20 protein-coding genes and 1 other annotated feature are annotated in these 17,086 nt (G+C 43.6%); all 20 genes read right to left on the bottom strand.

Annotation, left to right across the window (positions count from 1 at the left end; all coding sequences use genetic code 11):
- Nucleotides 1-27: 27 nt before the first annotated feature.
- Nucleotides 28-480, bottom strand: coding sequence for an ACT domain-containing protein (locus AC0VX7_RS17585; protein ID WP_023627152.1), 453 nt, complete (start codon nucleotides 478-480; stop codon nucleotides 28-30).
- A 133-nt stretch (nucleotides 481-613) separates the two neighbouring features.
- Nucleotides 614-1,906 (bottom strand): GTPase ObgE, encoded by a 1,293-nt coding sequence (gene obgE, locus AC0VX7_RS17590; protein ID WP_475425223.1) that lies wholly within the window; start codon nucleotides 1,904-1,906, stop codon nucleotides 614-616.
- 47 nt (nucleotides 1,907-1,953) lie between these two features.
- Nucleotides 1,954-2,493 carry a Spo0B C-terminal domain-containing protein gene (locus AC0VX7_RS17595; protein WP_475425224.1) on the bottom strand — a complete coding sequence of 180 codons (540 nt, stop codon included), beginning with the start codon at nucleotides 2,491-2,493 and terminating at the stop codon, nucleotides 1,954-1,956.
- Nucleotides 2,494-2,666: 173 nt separating this feature from the next.
- Nucleotides 2,667-2,957: a 50S ribosomal protein L27 gene (gene rpmA, locus AC0VX7_RS17600; RefSeq protein ID WP_041964011.1), complete on the bottom strand. Its 291-nt coding sequence runs from the start codon at nucleotides 2,955-2,957 to the stop codon at nucleotides 2,667-2,669.
- A 13-nt stretch (nucleotides 2,958-2,970) separates the two neighbouring features.
- Nucleotides 2,971-3,303 carry a ribosomal-processing cysteine protease Prp gene (locus tag AC0VX7_RS17605; protein WP_475425225.1) on the bottom strand — a complete coding sequence of 111 codons (333 nt, stop codon included), beginning with the start codon at nucleotides 3,301-3,303 and terminating at the stop codon, nucleotides 2,971-2,973.
- 15 nt (nucleotides 3,304-3,318) lie between these two features.
- A complete protein-coding gene (gene rplU, locus AC0VX7_RS17610) occupies nucleotides 3,319-3,627 on the bottom strand; it encodes a 50S ribosomal protein L21 (RefSeq protein ID WP_475425226.1) in 309 nt (102 codons plus the stop codon).
- 15 nt (nucleotides 3,628-3,642) lie between these two features.
- Nucleotides 3,643-3,722 (bottom strand) — a sequence feature (ribosomal protein L21 leader region).
- Nucleotides 3,723-3,811: 89 nt separating this feature from the next.
- Complete coding sequence (locus AC0VX7_RS17615) at nucleotides 3,812-5,266, bottom strand: Rne/Rng family ribonuclease (protein ID WP_475425227.1); 1,455 nt, start codon at nucleotides 5,264-5,266, stop codon at nucleotides 3,812-3,814.
- A gap of 66 nt (nucleotides 5,267-5,332) precedes the next feature.
- The gene (locus AC0VX7_RS17620) at nucleotides 5,333-6,199 is read right to left on the bottom strand and encodes a M50 family metallopeptidase (protein ID WP_475425228.1); all 867 of its coding nucleotides are present in this window, start codon (nucleotides 6,197-6,199) and stop codon (nucleotides 5,333-5,335) included.
- Complete coding sequence (locus tag AC0VX7_RS17625) at nucleotides 6,192-6,971, bottom strand: peptidoglycan DD-metalloendopeptidase family protein (protein ID WP_475425229.1); 780 nt, start codon at nucleotides 6,969-6,971, stop codon at nucleotides 6,192-6,194. Before AC0VX7_RS17625 ends, AC0VX7_RS17620 begins: the two co-directional genes overlap by 8 nt.
- Before the next feature lie 147 nt (nucleotides 6,972-7,118).
- Entirely contained in the window at nucleotides 7,119-7,922 is an 804-nt protein-coding gene (gene minD, locus AC0VX7_RS17630) for a septum site-determining protein MinD (protein WP_475425230.1), read from the bottom strand.
- Nucleotide 7,923: 1 nt separating this feature from the next.
- Nucleotides 7,924-8,604 carry a septum site-determining protein MinC gene (gene minC, locus AC0VX7_RS17635; RefSeq protein WP_215034994.1) on the bottom strand — a complete coding sequence of 227 codons (681 nt, stop codon included), beginning with the start codon at nucleotides 8,602-8,604 and terminating at the stop codon, nucleotides 7,924-7,926.
- A gap of 380 nt (nucleotides 8,605-8,984) precedes the next feature.
- Nucleotides 8,985-9,503: a rod shape-determining protein MreD gene (gene mreD, locus AC0VX7_RS17640; RefSeq protein ID WP_475425231.1), complete on the bottom strand. Its 519-nt coding sequence runs from the start codon at nucleotides 9,501-9,503 to the stop codon at nucleotides 8,985-8,987.
- Nucleotides 9,500-10,390: a rod shape-determining protein MreC gene (mreC, locus tag AC0VX7_RS17645; RefSeq protein WP_041964020.1), complete on the bottom strand. Its 891-nt coding sequence runs from the start codon at nucleotides 10,388-10,390 to the stop codon at nucleotides 9,500-9,502. The genes mreD and mreC overlap by 4 nt, the downstream gene beginning before the upstream one ends.
- Nucleotides 10,391-10,645: 255 nt before the next feature.
- Nucleotides 10,646-11,668 carry a rod shape-determining protein gene (locus AC0VX7_RS17650; RefSeq protein ID WP_041964021.1) on the bottom strand — a complete coding sequence of 341 codons (1,023 nt, stop codon included), beginning with the start codon at nucleotides 11,666-11,668 and terminating at the stop codon, nucleotides 10,646-10,648.
- A 160-nt stretch (nucleotides 11,669-11,828) separates the two neighbouring features.
- Nucleotides 11,829-12,518 carry a RadC family protein gene (gene radC / locus AC0VX7_RS17655; protein ID WP_023627138.1) on the bottom strand — a complete coding sequence of 230 codons (690 nt, stop codon included), beginning with the start codon at nucleotides 12,516-12,518 and terminating at the stop codon, nucleotides 11,829-11,831.
- 65 nt (nucleotides 12,519-12,583) lie between these two features.
- Nucleotides 12,584-13,156 carry a Maf family protein gene (locus tag AC0VX7_RS17660; RefSeq protein WP_475425232.1) on the bottom strand — a complete coding sequence of 191 codons (573 nt, stop codon included), beginning with the start codon at nucleotides 13,154-13,156 and terminating at the stop codon, nucleotides 12,584-12,586.
- Nucleotides 13,157-13,358: 202 nt separating this feature from the next.
- A complete protein-coding gene (locus AC0VX7_RS17665) occupies nucleotides 13,359-14,480 on the bottom strand; it encodes an SPOR domain-containing protein (protein WP_475425233.1) in 1,122 nt (373 codons plus the stop codon).
- A gap of 118 nt (nucleotides 14,481-14,598) precedes the next feature.
- Entirely contained in the window at nucleotides 14,599-15,420 is an 822-nt protein-coding gene (locus AC0VX7_RS17670; RefSeq protein ID WP_475425234.1) for a hypothetical protein, read from the bottom strand.
- Entirely contained in the window at nucleotides 15,417-16,025 is a 609-nt protein-coding gene (locus AC0VX7_RS17675; protein ID WP_475425235.1) for a hypothetical protein, read from the bottom strand. Before AC0VX7_RS17675 ends, AC0VX7_RS17670 begins: the two co-directional genes overlap by 4 nt.
- Nucleotides 16,026-16,027: 2 nt before the next feature.
- Nucleotides 16,028-17,020: a type IV pilus biogenesis protein PilM gene (pilM, locus tag AC0VX7_RS17680; protein WP_475425236.1), complete on the bottom strand. Its 993-nt coding sequence runs from the start codon at nucleotides 17,018-17,020 to the stop codon at nucleotides 16,028-16,030.
- Nucleotides 17,021-17,086: the final 66 nt, after the last annotated feature.

A 17,086-nucleotide genomic window follows, 5' to 3' on the forward strand; every position in this document is an offset into this window, starting at 1 on the left:
ATCTCCCCCTGCAGCAAAGCACTCTCTTTAAGCTCCTGAACCCAGTACTTCAACTTTTTCTACAAATTCCAGTCTTTTCAGCCTTGCGAGCATCTCATCCATTTCGACTCTCATTTCGGTGACATTCAAGCTCAGCGTTACATTCGCCCTGCTTTGCAGAGGAATCGTCTGATGGATGGTCAGAACATTGCAGCCAGTAGCAGCAACCGTACTCAGCAGTTCAGAAAGCGTACCAGACCGATCTTCAAGCTGGAAAAACAGCGTAATAATCCGTTCCTTGACAACTGTATGGAACGGAAAGACCGTATCACGGTATTTGTAAAATGCACTCCGGCTCAGGTCAACCCTTTGAACAGCATCCCAGACCGACTCTGCTTTACCACGTTCGATCATTTCCTTTGCCTCAAGCGTTTTCTTCATCGCCTCAGGCAGGACATCTTCACGAACAAGATAAAACTTCCTATCTTGATTTTGCTTCATCTCCACCACCCCATCAGAATGCAAGCCATTTTTATTTTTGCTTTAAAAATAACCATTTCGGAAAACAACCATTTTTAAAGAGGAAAGCCGATTAACCTGTGCTGGCTAATCGACCTTCTAAAATCATTTAAGCCTATTCCACGAATTCAAATTCATATTCAAGCAGTTTGACTGTATCTCCATCTTTCGCGCCTCTTTCACGAAGTGCATCATCAATGCCCATGCCGCGCATCTGGCGGGCGAACCTTTGGACAGATTCATCCCTTGAGAAATCAGTCATCTTGAACAGCCTTTCAATACTGTCACCCGAAATGACAAATGTTCCATCCGATTCACGGGTAATCTGGAATTCCTGTTCTGCTTTTTCATGCTTGTACATAACGCGGTTTTCATCTTTTTCTAATTCCTCTTCTTCAATGAGAGGGAACTCCGGAGTCTTTTCAATCAGGTCAGCTACCGCGAACAATAATTCACGCAGACCTTCTCTCGTAACAGCTGAGATAGGGAAAACAGGGTGTTCGTCCCCTAGCTTTTCCTTGAACACTTTCAGATTTTCTTCCGCATCTGGCATGTCCATTTTATTGGCTACAATTACTTGTGGTCTCTCTGTCAGCCTCAAGTTATATTCTTTCAATTCATTATTGATTGTCAGATAATCCTCATAAGGATCGCGGTCTTCTGTTGCGGCCATGTCGATTACATGGATGATTACCCGGGTACGTTCGATATGGCGCAGGAATTGATGCCCAAGGCCCACTCCTGAATGTGCTCCTTCAATTAGTCCTGGCAAGTCTGCAAGCACGAAGCTTCTGCTATCTTCTGTTTCGACCATGCCGAGATTCGGAGCAATCGTCGTAAAGTGGTATTCCGCAATTTTCGGTCTAGCTGCTGAAACAACAGACAATAATGTCGATTTCCCTACGCTTGGGAAGCCTACTAGCCCTACATCCGCAAGGAGTTTCAATTCCATGATGATTTCTTTTTCTTGCCCTGGTTCGCCTTTTTCGGAAAGCTCTGGTGCAGGGTTAGCCGGTGTTGCGAAACGCGAGTTACCCCGTCCGCCGCGACCGCCCTTAGCGATAACAGCCTTCTGGCCATGCTCTACCAGGTCAGCAATGATCGCGCCAGTCTCGGCATCGGATACAATTGTCCCTGGTGGAACCTTTACGATCATATCCTTCGAATTCTTACCATGCTGGTTTTTAGACATTCCGTGCTCGCCGCGCGGTGCCTTGAAGTGGCGCTGGTATCTGAAATCCATCAGCGTGCGCAGTCCCTCTTCTACCTGGAAGACTACATTTGCACCGTTACCGCCGTCGCCGCCAGCAGGGCCGCCCTTCGGAACATATTTTTCACGTCGGAACGCGACCATTCCATCGCCGCCGTCCCCGCCTTTTACATAAATCTTAACCTGATCGACAAACATTATGTCATTACCACCTGTCTGAAATTTGTTATCGCTTCTATGTTTCCCTAGAGTGATTCCAAGAAAACTTCTATCGTCAATTCCCCATCGACTACGCCATCCGACATTACTTTCATATTGTAACCCGGCTGCTGGTCAAGGAAACTTTTCAAGCGATTTTTATCATTTATTATTCCGCTAAAATCAAAAAAGAACCCGATTCCTTTCTCTTGCGGTTCAATTGTGACGGAGAGATGATTTTCCTGATATGGTTCAATCGAAGAATTCAATGCATCAAATAGCTGCTCTGTCCAGTGAGTCAACAACTGGTCATCTAATCTGTGGAAGTTCTGGGAGTCCATTACTTCATATTCCAATTGGAAATGATGATTCTCCCAATTGCAGGTTAACAATGTAGAGGCAAACTGAGGAAGATGTAAATTAGATAGCTTTGCATCCTGCCTGGCTTCCATGATAATTTCTTCAATGATCTCTTTAGCCCGGTCCACTTTATTCAATGATAAATTCCCTTTTATTAGTTGAAGCTGATTCATCCAATCATGGCGTGCATGGCGCAAAACCTCGATTGTATCCCACTCTTTTTTCATACACATACTCCTACTCATAAGACTGCTTGGTGTAAGTATAACAAAAAAGCCATTCTGCGTAAGCTAATTATGTATTTAAGTTAGTTGGATTTCTTTTATTCGTGTCCATATGCGCAAAAGCCATATAAAATACAAGAAAACCCTAACCGCAGTGGTTAGGGCTTCTCTTTGGCTTACGCTTCTTGAGCTGCAGGATAAACACTTACTTGCTTGCGGTCACGGCCAAGACGTTCGAATTTAACGACGCCGTCAACCTTAGCGAATAGAGTGTCATCTCCACCTTTACCCACGTTTACACCTGGGTAGATTTTAGTTCCGCGCTGACGATAAAGGATAGAACCACCAGATACGAATTGACCATCTGCACGCTTAGCGCCAAGGCGCTTAGAGATTGAGTCACGTCCGTTCTTAGTTGAACCTACACCCTTCTTAGAAGCGAAGAATTGAAGATCTAATCTTAACATTTTGTTCCACCTCCTACTGTTTGAAGGTTAATTTTATATGCTTTCCGTACTCTTTTTCCATCGATTGCAATGTAATGATCATGCTTTCAAGGAGTAGTTGGATTTTCTCCTGTGTTTTCTCCGGCAAATTGTCGGGGATTTCACAGCGGAGAAAGCCATCGGCACCTTGTTCAATGTCTGGGGTGACTCCTGTCAATCCGATGATGGAATTGACTGTCCCGATTGAGATGGTAGAAACACCTGCACAGACAATGTCACTGCCATGGGCAGCGAATCCAGCGTGGCCGCTAATCGTAAACGATTGGATGCTTCCGGATTTTGTACGATTAATCGTTGCACGAATCATGGTAATCCGCCCTAATTAAGCGTTGATCTTGTCGATAACAACTTTAGTGTAAGGCTGACGATGACCTTGCTTCTTACGATTGTTCTTTTTCGCTTTGTACTTGAAAACGATGATTTTCTTTTGACGGCCGTTCTTTTCAACTTTAGCTGTTACAGTTGCGCCTTCAACTACAGGGCTTCCAACTTTAACGTTTTCGCCACCAACAAAAAGAACCTTGTCAAAAGTTACAGTTTCGCCTTCAGCAGCGTTTAGCTTTTCAATGTAGATTGCTTGTCCTTCTTCTACCTTTACTTGCTTGCCGCCAGTTTCGATAATTGCGTACATACCAGTGCACCTCCTCATTAGACTCAGACTCGCCATCAGCAGGCGTTTGCGAAAAGCAAATCTTAAATACCTGATGCGTGCGGTTGTAGCACGGGTGCTACAAACAATAACATTAAAATATTACCATATGTTTAGCGAAAGTGTCAACATAATAATCGGTGTTCTTTTAATGGCCAGCTTTGGTTCAACCGAATTCTGTCGAAGCACCAACCTTAAGGATTTCATAAAAAGGTTTCGCCGCGTCTGACACCGAGAATTTTATCTTAAAGCCGAGTGCTTTTTCAAGCCTCAATTTATGGATATCAGCTTCCCCGGAAAAAGTGTGTATGACCTCCTTCGTCGCGGCTACATGAATTTCTTCATAATCGGAGTTTTTGTACTCCCACATCGCGCGCTCTAGTGTGTATGCGACGGATTCCGTGCTCAGAACCTGTCCTGTACCTCCGCATGTCCAGCATTTTTCAGTCAGAGTCTCGGCCAGCGACTGCTTCGTCTTTTTTCTTGTCAACTGGAGTATGCCAAGTTCTGTAAAGCCGATGATCCGTGTCCTGCGCTCATCCTTGTGCAGCTCTTTTTGAATGAGTTTCAGCACCTTGTTCCGTTCCGAATCAGTCTTCATATCAATAAAATCGATCAGAATGATGCCGGCAAGATCCCTGAGCCTGATTTGCCTTGCCGCTTCGACTGCCGCATTCACGTTCGTTTTCATGACAGTGTCACGCAAATCGGTTTTGCCGGAAAACTTGCCTGTATTCACATCAATCATCGTAAGTGCCTCTCCCTGGTCGATGACCATATAGGATCCTTTTTCCAGCCAAACGATCCTTTTAAGCAGCCGATCGATTTCCTGTTCGATTTTATAAAATGAAAAGATATGATCTTTCCCATTATAAAACTCTATTTCTATACCTTCTGTGATATGGTGCTCCATTCTTTTCTTAAAATCGAGGCAATCCGTAATCACTTCTCCATTTGTTAAAGAAAGAAGGGCTGCCACAGCCTGCTCAAAAAAATAATCGCGGCTGTGAACGATTCCAGGCTTCTTCATTGCCGACATTGTCTTTTTCAATTGATCGTATTGAACGCGCTGCTGCTCAAGCTCACGCATGATTGCTTCCTCGGTCTGGTTCAGGCTTTCGGTTCTGAAAATGAGGCCTTCCTCGGGCGTTTTGACCTGGCTGGCGAACTCTCTCCATTTATTCCTGGTGTCAGTTGATTCTGCCTTTTTAGATACTGCTATGTACTTCCCCTGGGGCATATAGACAAGGTTCTCGCCCTGTAATTCAATAATTCCCGTCAGCCTAGCCCCTTTTGTCCCGGCTGCATCTTTTTCAACCTGGACTAGCAGCTTTTCACCTTGATGGACATATGAAGAGATCGAACGATTTGCTTTATTTTCGTCATCTGACTGTACGTAGGATGCCAGCTTATCCTTTTGGAGAAAACCGCTTAATTCTTCGCCGAAATTGATGAATGCTGCGTTCATCCCTGGTATCACTTTTTCAACGATGCCAAGATAAATATTCCCGACCAATGATTGCTGACCTGGCTGTTCAATATATATTTTTTCGACTTCGCCATTTTTGACCAAAGCAAAGCGATTCTCTCTCGAATTTGCATTGATAATTAACTGGTTCATTATTTCTCCTTAACCGCAAAAAAGTGCAGCGCAAAAGAGTGTCTGCGCTGCTTTTATTATCCTATTTTAGAAGGTGTAAAGCAAATCTCCTATTTTCGCCGATAATAACTTCTCACTGAAAAAAGCATGGAGCAATTCATTCTCATCCATAACCATTTCCATGCCGTTCTGCTGCTTGACGATGATTGGATGCTTGCAGCCACGCTGGAACTTTTCAAGGACCTGGCCGACCATTTCATTCTCAGCTGCATTGATCGGCTTGAGCTCTCGCAGATCAACCTGTTTCCCATAATGCCTTTCCATCAAAAAGCGCATAAAGATAAACCGACGCTGCTTCCATTCATAGTAAAGTGAAAACGCCAGGAAACCGATGATGACCCAGACATTCAATGTTAACGGGGCGATGATGATAATGACCGCCGAAAATATTATCAATGTTCCGGCTGAAACATATATCGTCCGCAAGTGCGCTTCCTGAAATGATTTGTTCATTGATAACAAAATGAACACCAGCTTGCCTCCATCCAAAGGCCATATCGGGATAAGATTGAACAGGAGGATCATCATATTATATTGCATGAACAGCAGATGCCACTTTTCCGGAAAAACCCCTGTAATAAACAGGATATAGGACAGTGCCATCATCCAAACATGCTGCAGGGGTCCTGCTAGAACAACAATCAGCTCTTCTTTTAACGGCCTGTTCCCGTGCTCATCCATTTCAGCTACCCCGCCAAAAGGAAGCATGGCGATTTTCTTGATTCTCCACGAAAAAAAAGAAGCTGCAGCACCATGTCCCATTTCATGAACAAAAATAATCAGCAGCACCATCATCAGCTCTATAAAATGCGCGGTCGCAACAGCAAGGGCGATGATCACCCACAATAAAGGATGGATGTGTATTTTTCGCAATAACGCAATGGCTTTATTCAAACTTGATCACCTGGACGGGATCTACGAAGTCATCCCCTTTTTTAATGGCAAAATAAAATGAACCTTTAATTCCATCCGTACTATCCATTGCCGTACCTACCTTCGCTCCTTTAGAAATATACTCATAGAGGCTCACATCGATATTATCGAGGTTTCCGTACCATGTTTCACTCTTGTCCGCATGCTGCACAATAACCGTTTTACCGAACCCCTCTTTCATGCCGACAAAGTGGACAAGCCCTTCATCCATGGCTTCCACACCGGCACCTTTGCCAGTTTCAATCTGAATTCTCTGGCCATTGTCGCCAAAATCTTCAAGGATCTTTCCGGAAGCAGGGAGTGCATACTGGTTGTCTGGAGTTAAATCCTGTTTGTTTTCTTCATCACCACTTTTTTTGGCAGGAAGCAAGGCCAGCGGTTTGCCAAATTGGTCTTCATACCAGTCTGAAACGGCAGCAAACTGGAATTCCTGGTCCATCGTTTGCTTCACATATTGCTGGATTGTTTCTGCTTTTTCAGATGGACTCCGAAAAATAATTGCCACAATCAAAACAAGGCAAGCGGAAGCAAGTACCTTGAAGAGAAACACTTCCTTCTTGAATAGAGGATGTCCGCCTTCACCTGGACCCGTGTCATAAGATGGAATCCTGTCAAAACCATGCCGTTCTTCCTCCGTCGAGAAAAAGCGGTTATGGCTCATTTTCTCCATTCTTTCCCGCTCTCTTTTCCTTTTCATCATCCTTCTGCGTATATCATCAGCTCTCGAGTTCATCCAATCCCCACCATTCCCCTTGTACTCTAAGTTAGTACAAGTCTATGACCTGTCCAACAAGAGTATGACAATTTCACTTATTAGAAAGTGAGGATTAAATAGAAAAGGCATCTGTCCTCGTATAAACGAGAAGCAGATGCCTTGTAATCAGCGAACTCCGAAGAACTTCTTAATCTTTGAAAATACGCCTTTATGATCGTTGTCTAATTGCTGCAATGGAACGGACTCACCGAGAATCCTCCTGGCAATGTTCCTGTATGCAATTGATGCTTTGCTATTTGGATTCAGTGCGATTGGCTCACCGTGGTTTGATGCTTTGATGACTTCATCATCATCGGCAACAATCCCGATTAAGTCGATGGAAAGATGTGTCGTGATTTCGTCCACATCAAGCATGTCGCCATTTTTCATCATATGGCTTCGGATCCTGTTGATGACAAGTTTTGGTGACTCAACATTTTCTTCTTTTTCAAGCAAGCCGATAATCCTGTCAGCATCCCTGACCGCGGATACTTCTGGTGTTGTCACGACAATCGCCTTGTCAGCACCGGCAACGGCGTTTTTATAGCCCTGCTCGATTCCAGCCGGGCAATCGATGACGATATAATCATAATCCTGCTTTAGTTCATTCACCAATTTTCTCATTTGTTCAGGCTGGACCGCAGTTTTATCGCTTGTCTGGGCAGCTGGGAGCAAATAAAGGTGGTCATCGAAGCGCTTATCTTTTACAAGTGCCTGATGGATCTTGCATCTTCCTTCGATTACATCGACAAGATCATATATGATGCGATTTTCAAGCCCCATGACAACGTCCAGGTTACGCAAGCCGATATCTGTATCGACCAAACAGACTCTTTTGCCTTGAAGGGCCAAAGCTGTACCAATATTAGCAGAAGTTGTCGTTTTGCCAACTCCGCCTTTTCCGGATGTAATTACTATCGCTTCTCCCACTTTAGAGGCCTCCTTCAAATCTAGTTAAACTAGGTCTTTTCTTCATTAAAACTTGCAATCTATCAACAACAATCTGTTGACTGTCAGATATGTAAGCACATTCCATCACCCGGTTGTCGTCTTCAGGGACATGGTCTGGAGCCCGGTTGATGCAATCACTGATCCTGAGCTGTGAGGGCTTCATGACAGAAGCAGCAATGACCGCTTCGTTATTCCCTTCCGTACCAGCATGTGCAACCCCTTTCAAGGCACCCATGATAAAAATATTCCCTGTTGCCTTCACCGTTCCTCCAGGGTTGACATCTCCAATGAGCAGCAAATCCCCTGTTATCTCAAGAACCTGGCCTGAACGGATCACTTTGGCAACGGGTACGATTTCTGTTTCCTGACGAAGCCGCTCAGCTTCCTGCCTGGTGATCACATTCGTCTCAAGGTCCTCAACGATTAAGTTTCTCTTCTGACGGATCAGGTCTTTCAGCTCTTCCTCTTGCGCCTTCGTAAGGTACCTATTTCCTACCTTCACCTTAACCGAAAGCAGCTGCTGCTCCTCCTGAACACGAGTTGAATTCGAAAGCTTCCGATCGAGTTCCTTCTTCAATTCATCATAGGAGCAAGTATCGTCCAAATGGAGCGTAAGTCCATCCTTTGTTCCTTTTATTGTCACATTTTGTGATTTCTTCATACTGGATGTTCACCTCATAAGAAAAGCGCTAGCGCCTTGGTCAGCCTCGACAGGCATGAAACGTCCTGTGAGGAAGCAATTCCACAGCCTGTCAAGTCCCCCGAATAAACTCCCCTTGTTGCAAAGCGACCAGGCCTAATCCCTGGGTGCAGCCTACCTCCTCGAAAGGTCTTCTTTAGAAGTCCCATGACCAGAGGAGCAGGAACGGGGGGCTGTAAAGTCTGTTTTATTTCACCTAAAAGGAATTCGACAAGCTTCCCTCAGATTCCTTTATTTGAATAGGCGTGATCAATAATTCCCATACTTCGCTGCTTCATTGGAATCAAAAAATAATATCTGTTTTTTCGAGGTGCCCTTCAAAACAAAACAGACAATGATTATTAATCGTTTCTAAGTCTGTCTGCAGCATTCTCGAACTGTTTTTTTAATGGATAGGCAGCCAAGATGATAAAAGCAAGATTCAAAATCAGAGTCGGGACTAGTCTTATTTTAACATAGGTCGAAAAGTCCAAGTCAGTAATTTTTATCAACAACATCAACTCGTAGACTCCTACCTCCAAAAGCGCGATGCCAAGAAGAGATAGGATTGAAACGATCAAAATATTGGTCTGAAGGATCCTCATCATATTTGCGAACAAATAGGCGATGAACGGGAACATGAATAGATAAATCCCGATGATTTCTGTGTAGATGACATCAAAAAGCAGTCCAAAGATAATGCCAAATAGAATTCCATGTTTTGGGCTCAGGTAAGCCGTCAAAAATAAAATTCCTGCCATGAGGAAATGCGGAACAAGAATCCGGTCACTGTTGAATAATTCTGCAGGCAGAAGTTCGACAAACAAACTTTCCAGGATGAATAACAAAGCGAAAAGTGCCGGGAGCAGGAAACGGATCAATTGCCTTCCTCCTCACCTTCACTATCTTCCAAGCTTTCTTCAAGGTCCACTGAGACCATTGATTTCTTGACAACCATGACATGTTCCAAATCATAAAGATTGGCTTCTGGCTTAATATATGCCGTTTGATTCAGGCCAAATTGATCCGGGACAACTTTGACAACCTTGCCGATGGGAAGGTCCTTCGGGAAGATTCCACCCATACCAGTCGTGACGACATTCTGTCCTTTTTCAATTTCCGCATCATACGGCAGACCTTTTAACAAAAGAAGCTCTTTCTTCTTGTCATACCCTTCGATTGTGCCGTAAAGCGGCTTTTCTGCCTGGAGAATTGCAGAAATTCTGTTTGTTGGGTCAATGGAACTGATCAGCTGCACGGTTGCCGAAAATGGTGTTGTGCTCTTAACCTTGCCGATTAACCCTTTTGCAGTGATAACGGCCATGTTTTTTTCAACGCCGTTAGAAGCACCTTTATTGATGATGATCAATTCATTCCAGCGTTCAGGACTTCTTGCAATCCTGACTGCCTGGATTGGTTCATAGTCTGCTAGCGATTCTTTCTTATCTAAAATTTCCTGAAGCTCCTCGTTTTCTTTTTCAAGGGAGTATACTTTCGCTTCAAGGCGGGCCATATCATCAACGCGTTTCTTCAACTCTTTGTTTTCCTGATATGTATTTTGCAAGTCTTGAAGGTTTTCGATTAAACCGGCAATATAATTCGCAGGCCTTGAGACAACGGATTGCACCCAGCTTGTAGAGTCTTTGACAAACTGCTCGGGCCATGTCAATTCTTCTCTTTCCCTTAAAGAAAATCCAATCAATGCCACGAGGACTATAATGCTCACAAGCAGCATTATCAGGCGTTTATTAAAGAAGAACTGTGGCATGATTTACACCTCTAATCTAAAAAAATGGATTACAGAAGAGGAGGGAAGTGGATTTCCCCCGCTTCCCTTCTTCCTATTTGTTAAGAAAATTATAAAATTATTTAGGTGTGGATAACTGCATGTGGTTTTCTTAATCCAGCTCCAGCGCCTAGCCCCTCGAGTCGCTTCGAGCCGCCCAACGAAGTCAAAGAACGACTTCACCGGTCGGCCCTCCAGCGCTTGTCGGGGCTGAACGAGGCGCTTGCGCTTTTGTTCTTACCTGGATTCTTTTGCTTTGTTCTTGAATAAATCGATATGATCCAATGCCTTGCCTGTACCAATTGCAACACAGTCAAGCGGGTCTTCGGCAATCAAGACCGGCATCTTTGTTTCTTCACTGATGACCTTGTCCAAATTACGAAGCAACGCACCTCCGCCTGTAAGGACAATTCCACGGTCCATGATATCTGAAGCAAGTTCTGGCGGCGTTTTTTCAAGCGTCAGCTTAACAGCATCAACAATAGCGTATACTGTGTCACGCAGCGCTTTAGCAATTTCTTCAGCCGTAATTTCAATTGTCTTAGGCAATCCTGTCAACAAGTCACGACCGCGGATTTCCATATTTTCAATCCCATCGGCGTCTCCTGCTGAACCAACTTCCATTTTAATCGCTTCAGCTGTTCTCTCACCGATCATTAGGTTGTAAGTTTTACGGATATAATTGATGATTGCGCCATCCATTTCATCACCAGCAATGCGGACAGATTGAGATGTCACGATTCCACCAAGAGAAATGATCGCGACTTCTGTCGTACCGCCGCCAATGTCGACAACCATGCTGCCAGTTGGCTCCCATACAGGAAGGTTTGCTCCGATTGCTGCTGCAAACGGTTCCTCAATCGTAAAGGCATCTCTTGCGCCTGCCTGGCGAGTTGCGTCAATAACCGCACGTTCCTCTACAGCTGTTATTCCAGAAGGAACACATACCATTACATACGGCTTACCGGCAAACCAGCCTTTATTCTTCGTTGCCTGTTTGATATAGTATTTCATCATTGACGCTGTTGTCTCATAATCAGCAATGACGCCATCCTTCATTGGCCTTAATGCTACCACATTACCTGGTGTACGCCCGATCATATTTTTCGCATCATTACCGACAGCAACGATATTTTTTGTATCCGTCTGAAGCGCCACAACGGACGGCTCTCTTAAAACAATTCCTTTTCCTTTTACATAAACAAGTGTATTAGCAGTACCAAGGTCGATTCCTAGGTCTCTTGTTCCAATCCCAAACATATTTGTATCTCCCTTTCTTAACAAAAAATGCAATAAAAGAACAGGCAATCTATAACAAAATTAGTTGAATGTTCATAGGCAGATTTCCTGACAAAATTTTAACTTTGTCCGCAAAAATCATAAATTATATTATATCGCAACGTCAATCAAAATCCTAGTATCATACATACCCTTTTTCCTTCAAACTAACATATTTATTTTCCCCAATGATTAAATGATCTAACAATTCGATTCCGACAATTTTCCCAGACTCAGCAAGTCTTTTCGTCACTTCTATATCCTCCCTGCTAGGGGTAGGATCACCGGATGGATGATTGTGGACGCAGATGACAGACGCTGCCGACCGGCGTACCGCTTCTTTATATACCTCTCTCGGGTGGACAATCGAAGCGTTAAGACTGCCGATAAAAATCGTCTGCCTGTGGATCACCTGATTTTTCGTATTCAAGTATAGGCAGACAAAATGCTCCTGTGTCAGGAAGCGCATATCATTCATTAAATATTTCGCACCGTCTTCCGGTGAGCGGATAACATAACGTTCATCAAGGGTATGGTTGGCGATGCGCCTGCCGATTTCTACTGCCGCGAGGACATGGATCGCTTTTGCTTTTCCGATTCCTTTTATTTGTGTTAGCTCTTCGAGTGTAGCATCTTTTAGAAGGCGAAGGCCCTCAAACTGGGCAAGCATTCGGTTTGCAAGCTGAAGGACTGATTCCTCCCGTGAGCCTGTACCAAGCAACAAGGCAAGCAATTCATGATTGGAGAGGCTTTGGGGGCCATTCTGGACAAATCGCTCCCGCGGCCGCTCATTTTGCGGATAATCTCTAATCATTAATGAATTTGTAGACAATAGATTTTCCTCCCAGTCATTGATTATGACGAGGGAAGTGTAGAAGAAGTTTCTGTGGCATTCTTTTAATAAGGAAGGTTGTAACCGATTTTTCTTAACTCCCTGATCAACTTGGATACAGGCAGTCCAACAACTGTGTAATAATCCCCACTGATTTCTTTGACGAGCATGCTGCCGAATCCCTGGATTCCATAGCCGCCTGCCTTATCGAATGGTTCACCGCTCTTTATATAGGTGTCGATTTCTTCATCTGACAAATCCCAGAACGTCACATCTGTTTTTTCATAGAAACACGTTTCCTTCTCAGGGGAGATGATCGATACTCCTGTGTAAACTGAATGGGTGTTCCCAGACAGCTTTTTGAGCATCTGTAAGGCTTCTTGTCCGCTCTCAGGCTTCCCAAGGATTGTTCCATCGTGGACCACGACAGTATCTGAGCCAATCACGAAACAATCAGGATAATCTTGAGCAACAGTTCCTGATTTTCTGGACGCAAGCTCCATAACCACTTCAGCAGGGCTGAGGGACTCACTGAAACTTTCGTCTGCATCACTGCTCGAGATTTCGAATTTCAAGCGGAGGTTTTCAAGAAGTTCTTTTCGCCGTGGAGAAGAAGAGGCTAAAATGAGGCGTTGCATAAAATCACCTTTCTTTTCTTTTTGCATCAAAGGGAGATACAAGCTAATACTATCAAAGTTCACCATTTCAAACAATCTAAAGTCCTTATTCTCGCAAAAAAAATCAGAGCCTGGCGCATTTTGCCGAAGGCTCTGTTAATTTGTACAATTTTCCGGGAAATATTCTTTCTCCATCCCGCCAAGAAATGATTGCCGGCAGAGATTACTTGCCAATGGATTGATAGGCTGACAGGAATGTCAGGAGGCTTTTCTCCATTTCCGTCAGCTGATTGGCATCCTTGCTTTTTTGGTAGCTTATAAAAGCAGCACCTGCCCTCTCCATGCTCGCCTTAGCCTTCAGGACAGTTGGATCCTTTATACTCTTATCTTCAATCTTGCTTATCATGTTCTGGTAACTTTCTGCTTTTTCCACTTCCTCTGGCGCAGCTGCAGATCCGCTCATCAGGATTGGATAGATTTCCGCTGCCTGCTTGAGGAATTCCGATTCAGCTGCTGTTAAGCCGGCTGCCGTTCCACCTGAAATTTCAAATGGTTTTGCGAACACCTCAACTCCTTTTGATTTGAGTGCCTCTGCCTGTTGCTTGGCAGCCTCAATGCTTCCAGCAGTTCCTAAATAGACGGCGAACTGGCCATTTACAGGAAATAACTCAGCTGTGATCCCCTGGCCAGCCAGAAGATTCACCCTTTCCTTGGCAGCAGCCTCTGTTGTGAAGACACCATTCTGGACTACAAAGGTCGGAATCGATGTTAACTCAATCGACTCCTTCCCGGCTGCAGGGCTTTCTGCTGCTTGGCCGGCTTTCGGCGTGGTGACGGCTGGTGTAGCCGTATCAGGTTCTGATGGCAAGAATTTAAGGAATGTCACTCCAAATGCTGTCCCGAGCAAAACGGCAAAAACGACATTCATAATAATAGTCGTATAATGACGATTGTTCTTTTTAGACTTAGTATTCCAAACCGAAATGCCAATACCTTTCTTTTTTGGCTTTTTTTCTTGCTTCGGAGCAATTTTGTATTCCTTGATAATTTCCTTTTCGACAGGATCAGGCAAGATCCAATCAAAGCTCTCTTCGGCTTGTTCCTGGGCGGCCGCTGTTTCATTCAACGCTGCATCATTGTCCAGCGGATACACCTTGCTGCGGTCTCCATGGCTCTCATTGATCTGGTAACTGCTGCTTTTTTCTTTATTATATTTTGGCTTTTCAAAGGATTCTTCTTGTTTAGGTTTCTTTTTGCTGCCATTATCCTGCATTTTTTTGTCTGCGTGTACCGGACGGTCCTTGCCATTAATCTTGATAGTGATCGTCTTTCCTTGCTTGTCCAATGCTTGTACCTCCCCCTGCCCGTTCCTATTTTGCTCCATCCTATCATAGTGGCAAAAAAAAATAACAAGACTTTTGTCGTCTTGTTATAGAATGCTTTCGTCAATTTTTTTACTAGATTTAGTTTCCGTCCGTTCCTTCTGTTCCATCCACATCGGGTTGCTCATTTTCTGTCAGGTTATCTTCTGAGTAATCTCCGAAAGTTGGGAAAGGGTTGCGTTTGTTGGCAGGTTCAGGTGTTTCGATTTTTGGGTTGTAGTCTTTTAATTCTGCTAGTTCTGGAAAATAAAAGGCATTGATTGTTAACACCATTTCTATCGGCGCTTCTTCGTCTGATAGAGTGAAGATTTCTAGAGGGCCGCTAAAAGAGATAGATTCTACCACTACTATTCTCCTAAGAGATTCTAACGCAGAAATGAATTTCTCGAGGCTAAAGTAGTTATCTGCTTTAACATTGATTTGTGCTGTTGTTTTCACTAGGCCGTCCGGCATCTCTGGTTGTGGATTCGTTACTTCCACCTTAGGATCGGAAGTATCAACCTGGTTCTCAGACTCAGCAGTAACCTGTTCTGAAGATGAAGTTTCCGGTTGTATTGTAGTGACAGCCTGCTGGCTAGCATGGAAGTTCATTGATGTAACAAAACTATTTGAAATGACCTCTGCTTTTTCAATGTCAAGGACTAACTGCTCAACCATCGGGTCCACTGGAAGCCTTTTTTGCAACTCAGCTGTGCTGCTAAAATCCGTTTCATTCACTGAAGCAAGCCTTGCTTCCAATGTTGAATTAAGCTGCTGCTCCATCTTTAATTGACTTTCCTTTAATGACAAACTAGTATTCATAGGAGCTAAATAAAGATAAAAACCAGCGATATAAATTAAAACAGACAATAAAGCTGCAGACAGAAGGATTAAGTAATGCTTTTTTTCTAATCGGAGGTTCATGATTCATCTCCTCCTTCAACAGCTGCCGGTTTAAATAAATCAGGATGGAACACAATCTTATAGGCTGCACTATATCGCGGCAGTGTTTTCCCTTCAGAATCATTGCTCGATCCAGGCTCCTCCTCAATCTCAGCGGCTACAACATTCATCAATTCAGCTTCTCTGACCCATTCCGATTGTTTAAGTGAGCTTAAGTAAAACGCAGCGTCCCTTGCAGCATCGTATTGAATCGTCACAAGAATAGAATCCATGTTGCTATATTCAAAGCTCTGGATAAATCCGCGTTCAGGCAGCAAGGAGATGATGTTTTGCATAATCGGTACTGTTTGCACCGGGTACTTTTCTATCCATTGAACAGCTTCCTGCAGCTTGATTACGGAATTCCCAGCGTTTTCTTCAGCCAATTTTTCCTGCTGTGCATTATTTAATTCTTGCAGGGCCGAGATTTTTTTATCGACTAGTTCCATTTCATTTTCATAGCTTCTGCCCTGCAAATATATAACGGAAATAATAATCGCAATTAAGATGAAGATTATAGCGGCGATAATAAGCTGTGATGACTTTCCATGTTCTTTTTTTGGTAAAAGATTAATTTCAACCAGCATTATTACACCTCTTTCAAGCCAAGCCCAAGAGCAAGGTTAAACGCAACTGGCAATCCTTCCGAGTTGGAGCCCATTGCTTTCATATTAATAGTCGATACAGTCATACCGAACCGATCTTTCATATCGACAATCGCCCGGTCCAGCATTGGATGGTCACCATTTACTAATATTCGCGTAACCTCTTTTTTTCCTTGAGTCAGGGAAAATCGATAAAAATCCATTAGTTTTGCAATATCCCGATAGATTTCCTCAAGCTGGAATATAATATCTGAAACTTCACCATCATAAACGAGTTCTGGACTTGAATGATCCTCTCTGCGACGGGAAAGCTTCCAGTTATCCTTTAGATCACCAGGAATATGGCGCATAAAAACAGGGATTTGCTCTTCAAAAATGCACAAACTGACAACATCAAGGTCAAATTGGACAGTCAGCAATACTTCGTTTTTCACAGCCATGTCTTGATGGTGATAGAGTCGATAGATTGCAAGTGGTGAAATATCAGCAGCAACCGGCTTAAGTCGAACACTTTTAAATAAATCCTCAAACTCAAGTATGTACTTTTCCGGTGCTGCAAATAACAGAATCTCTTTCTTGTTATTCTCAGTCCCCAACGTAATCGTGTCGAATACTGGATCTTCAAAAGGCAAATGGATGGTTGAACCCAGCTCCAAATATAAAAATCCCTCGATTTCATCCTCGTTGATATCAGCAGGAATAATTACCTTTCTGATAATGACAAAGGAATCTGGTACGATGAAGCGGATTTCCCTTTTGGCTATTTTCCACTCAGCAATGCACTCATCCAGTATATTCGATAATGTGGCAAAATCGAGGATTTTACCATCTGAAATGATTCCTGACGGTAAATATCTCTCTCCATAATGATTCACTGTGATCGGGTTCTTCTGCTTTAACTCCACAAAACGAATTGAATGGTCATTGAGCACGATATTGACGATTTTGTTACTGCTGGAAAATAAGGAAAATGCCATAATTGAAACTCCTTAATGTGTGACTGTACTAAAAAATTGTTGTATTTTAATTTGTCGTTTATAAAT

The sequence above is a fragment of the Mesobacillus sp. QJM3NY_10 genome, from assembly GCF_056173465.1.

What these genes read in the sequence shown, in the direction of transcription:
- AC0VX7_RS17585 (WP_023627152.1), bottom strand. Translation starts at nt 480, where the DNA reads ATGAAGCAAAATCAAGATAGGAAGTTTTATCTTGTTCGTGAAGATGTC.
- obgE (WP_475425223.1), bottom strand. Translation starts at nt 1,906, where the DNA reads ATGTTTGTCGATCAGGTTAAGATTTATGTAAAAGGCGGGGACGGCGGC.
- AC0VX7_RS17595 (WP_475425224.1), bottom strand. Translation starts at nt 2,493, where the DNA reads ATGAAAAAAGAGTGGGATACAATCGAGGTTTTGCGCCATGCACGCCAT.
- rpmA (WP_041964011.1), bottom strand. Translation starts at nt 2,957, where the DNA reads ATGTTAAGATTAGATCTTCAATTCTTCGCTTCTAAGAAGGGTGTAGGT.
- AC0VX7_RS17605 (WP_475425225.1), bottom strand. Translation starts at nt 3,303, where the DNA reads ATGATTCGTGCAACGATTAATCGTACAAAATCCGGAAGCATCCAATCG.
- rplU (WP_475425226.1), bottom strand. Translation starts at nt 3,627, where the DNA reads ATGTACGCAATTATCGAAACTGGCGGCAAGCAAGTAAAGGTAGAAGAA.
- AC0VX7_RS17615 (WP_475425227.1), bottom strand. Translation starts at nt 5,266, where the DNA reads ATGAACCAGTTAATTATCAATGCAAATTCGAGAGAGAATCGCTTTGCT.
- AC0VX7_RS17625 (WP_475425229.1), bottom strand. Translation starts at nt 6,971, where the DNA reads ATGAACTCGAGAGCTGATGATATACGCAGAAGGATGATGAAAAGGAAA.
- minC (WP_215034994.1), bottom strand. Translation starts at nt 8,604, where the DNA reads ATGAAGAAATCACAAAATGTGACAATAAAAGGAACAAAGGATGGACTT.
- mreC (WP_041964020.1), bottom strand. Translation starts at nt 10,390, where the DNA reads ATGCCACAGTTCTTCTTTAATAAACGCCTGATAATGCTGCTTGTGAGC.
- AC0VX7_RS17650 (WP_041964021.1), bottom strand. Translation starts at nt 11,668, where the DNA reads ATGTTTGGGATTGGAACAAGAGACCTAGGAATCGACCTTGGTACTGCT.
- AC0VX7_RS17660 (WP_475425232.1), bottom strand. Translation starts at nt 13,156, where the DNA reads ATGCAACGCCTCATTTTAGCCTCTTCTTCTCCACGGCGAAAAGAACTT.
- AC0VX7_RS17670 (WP_475425234.1), bottom strand. Translation starts at nt 15,420, where the DNA reads ATGAACCTCCGATTAGAAAAAAAGCATTACTTAATCCTTCTGTCTGCA.
- AC0VX7_RS17675 (WP_475425235.1), bottom strand. Translation starts at nt 16,025, where the DNA reads ATGCTGGTTGAAATTAATCTTTTACCAAAAAAAGAACATGGAAAGTCA.
- pilM (WP_475425236.1), bottom strand. Translation starts at nt 17,020, where the DNA reads ATGGCATTTTCCTTATTTTCCAGCAGTAACAAAATCGTCAATATCGTG.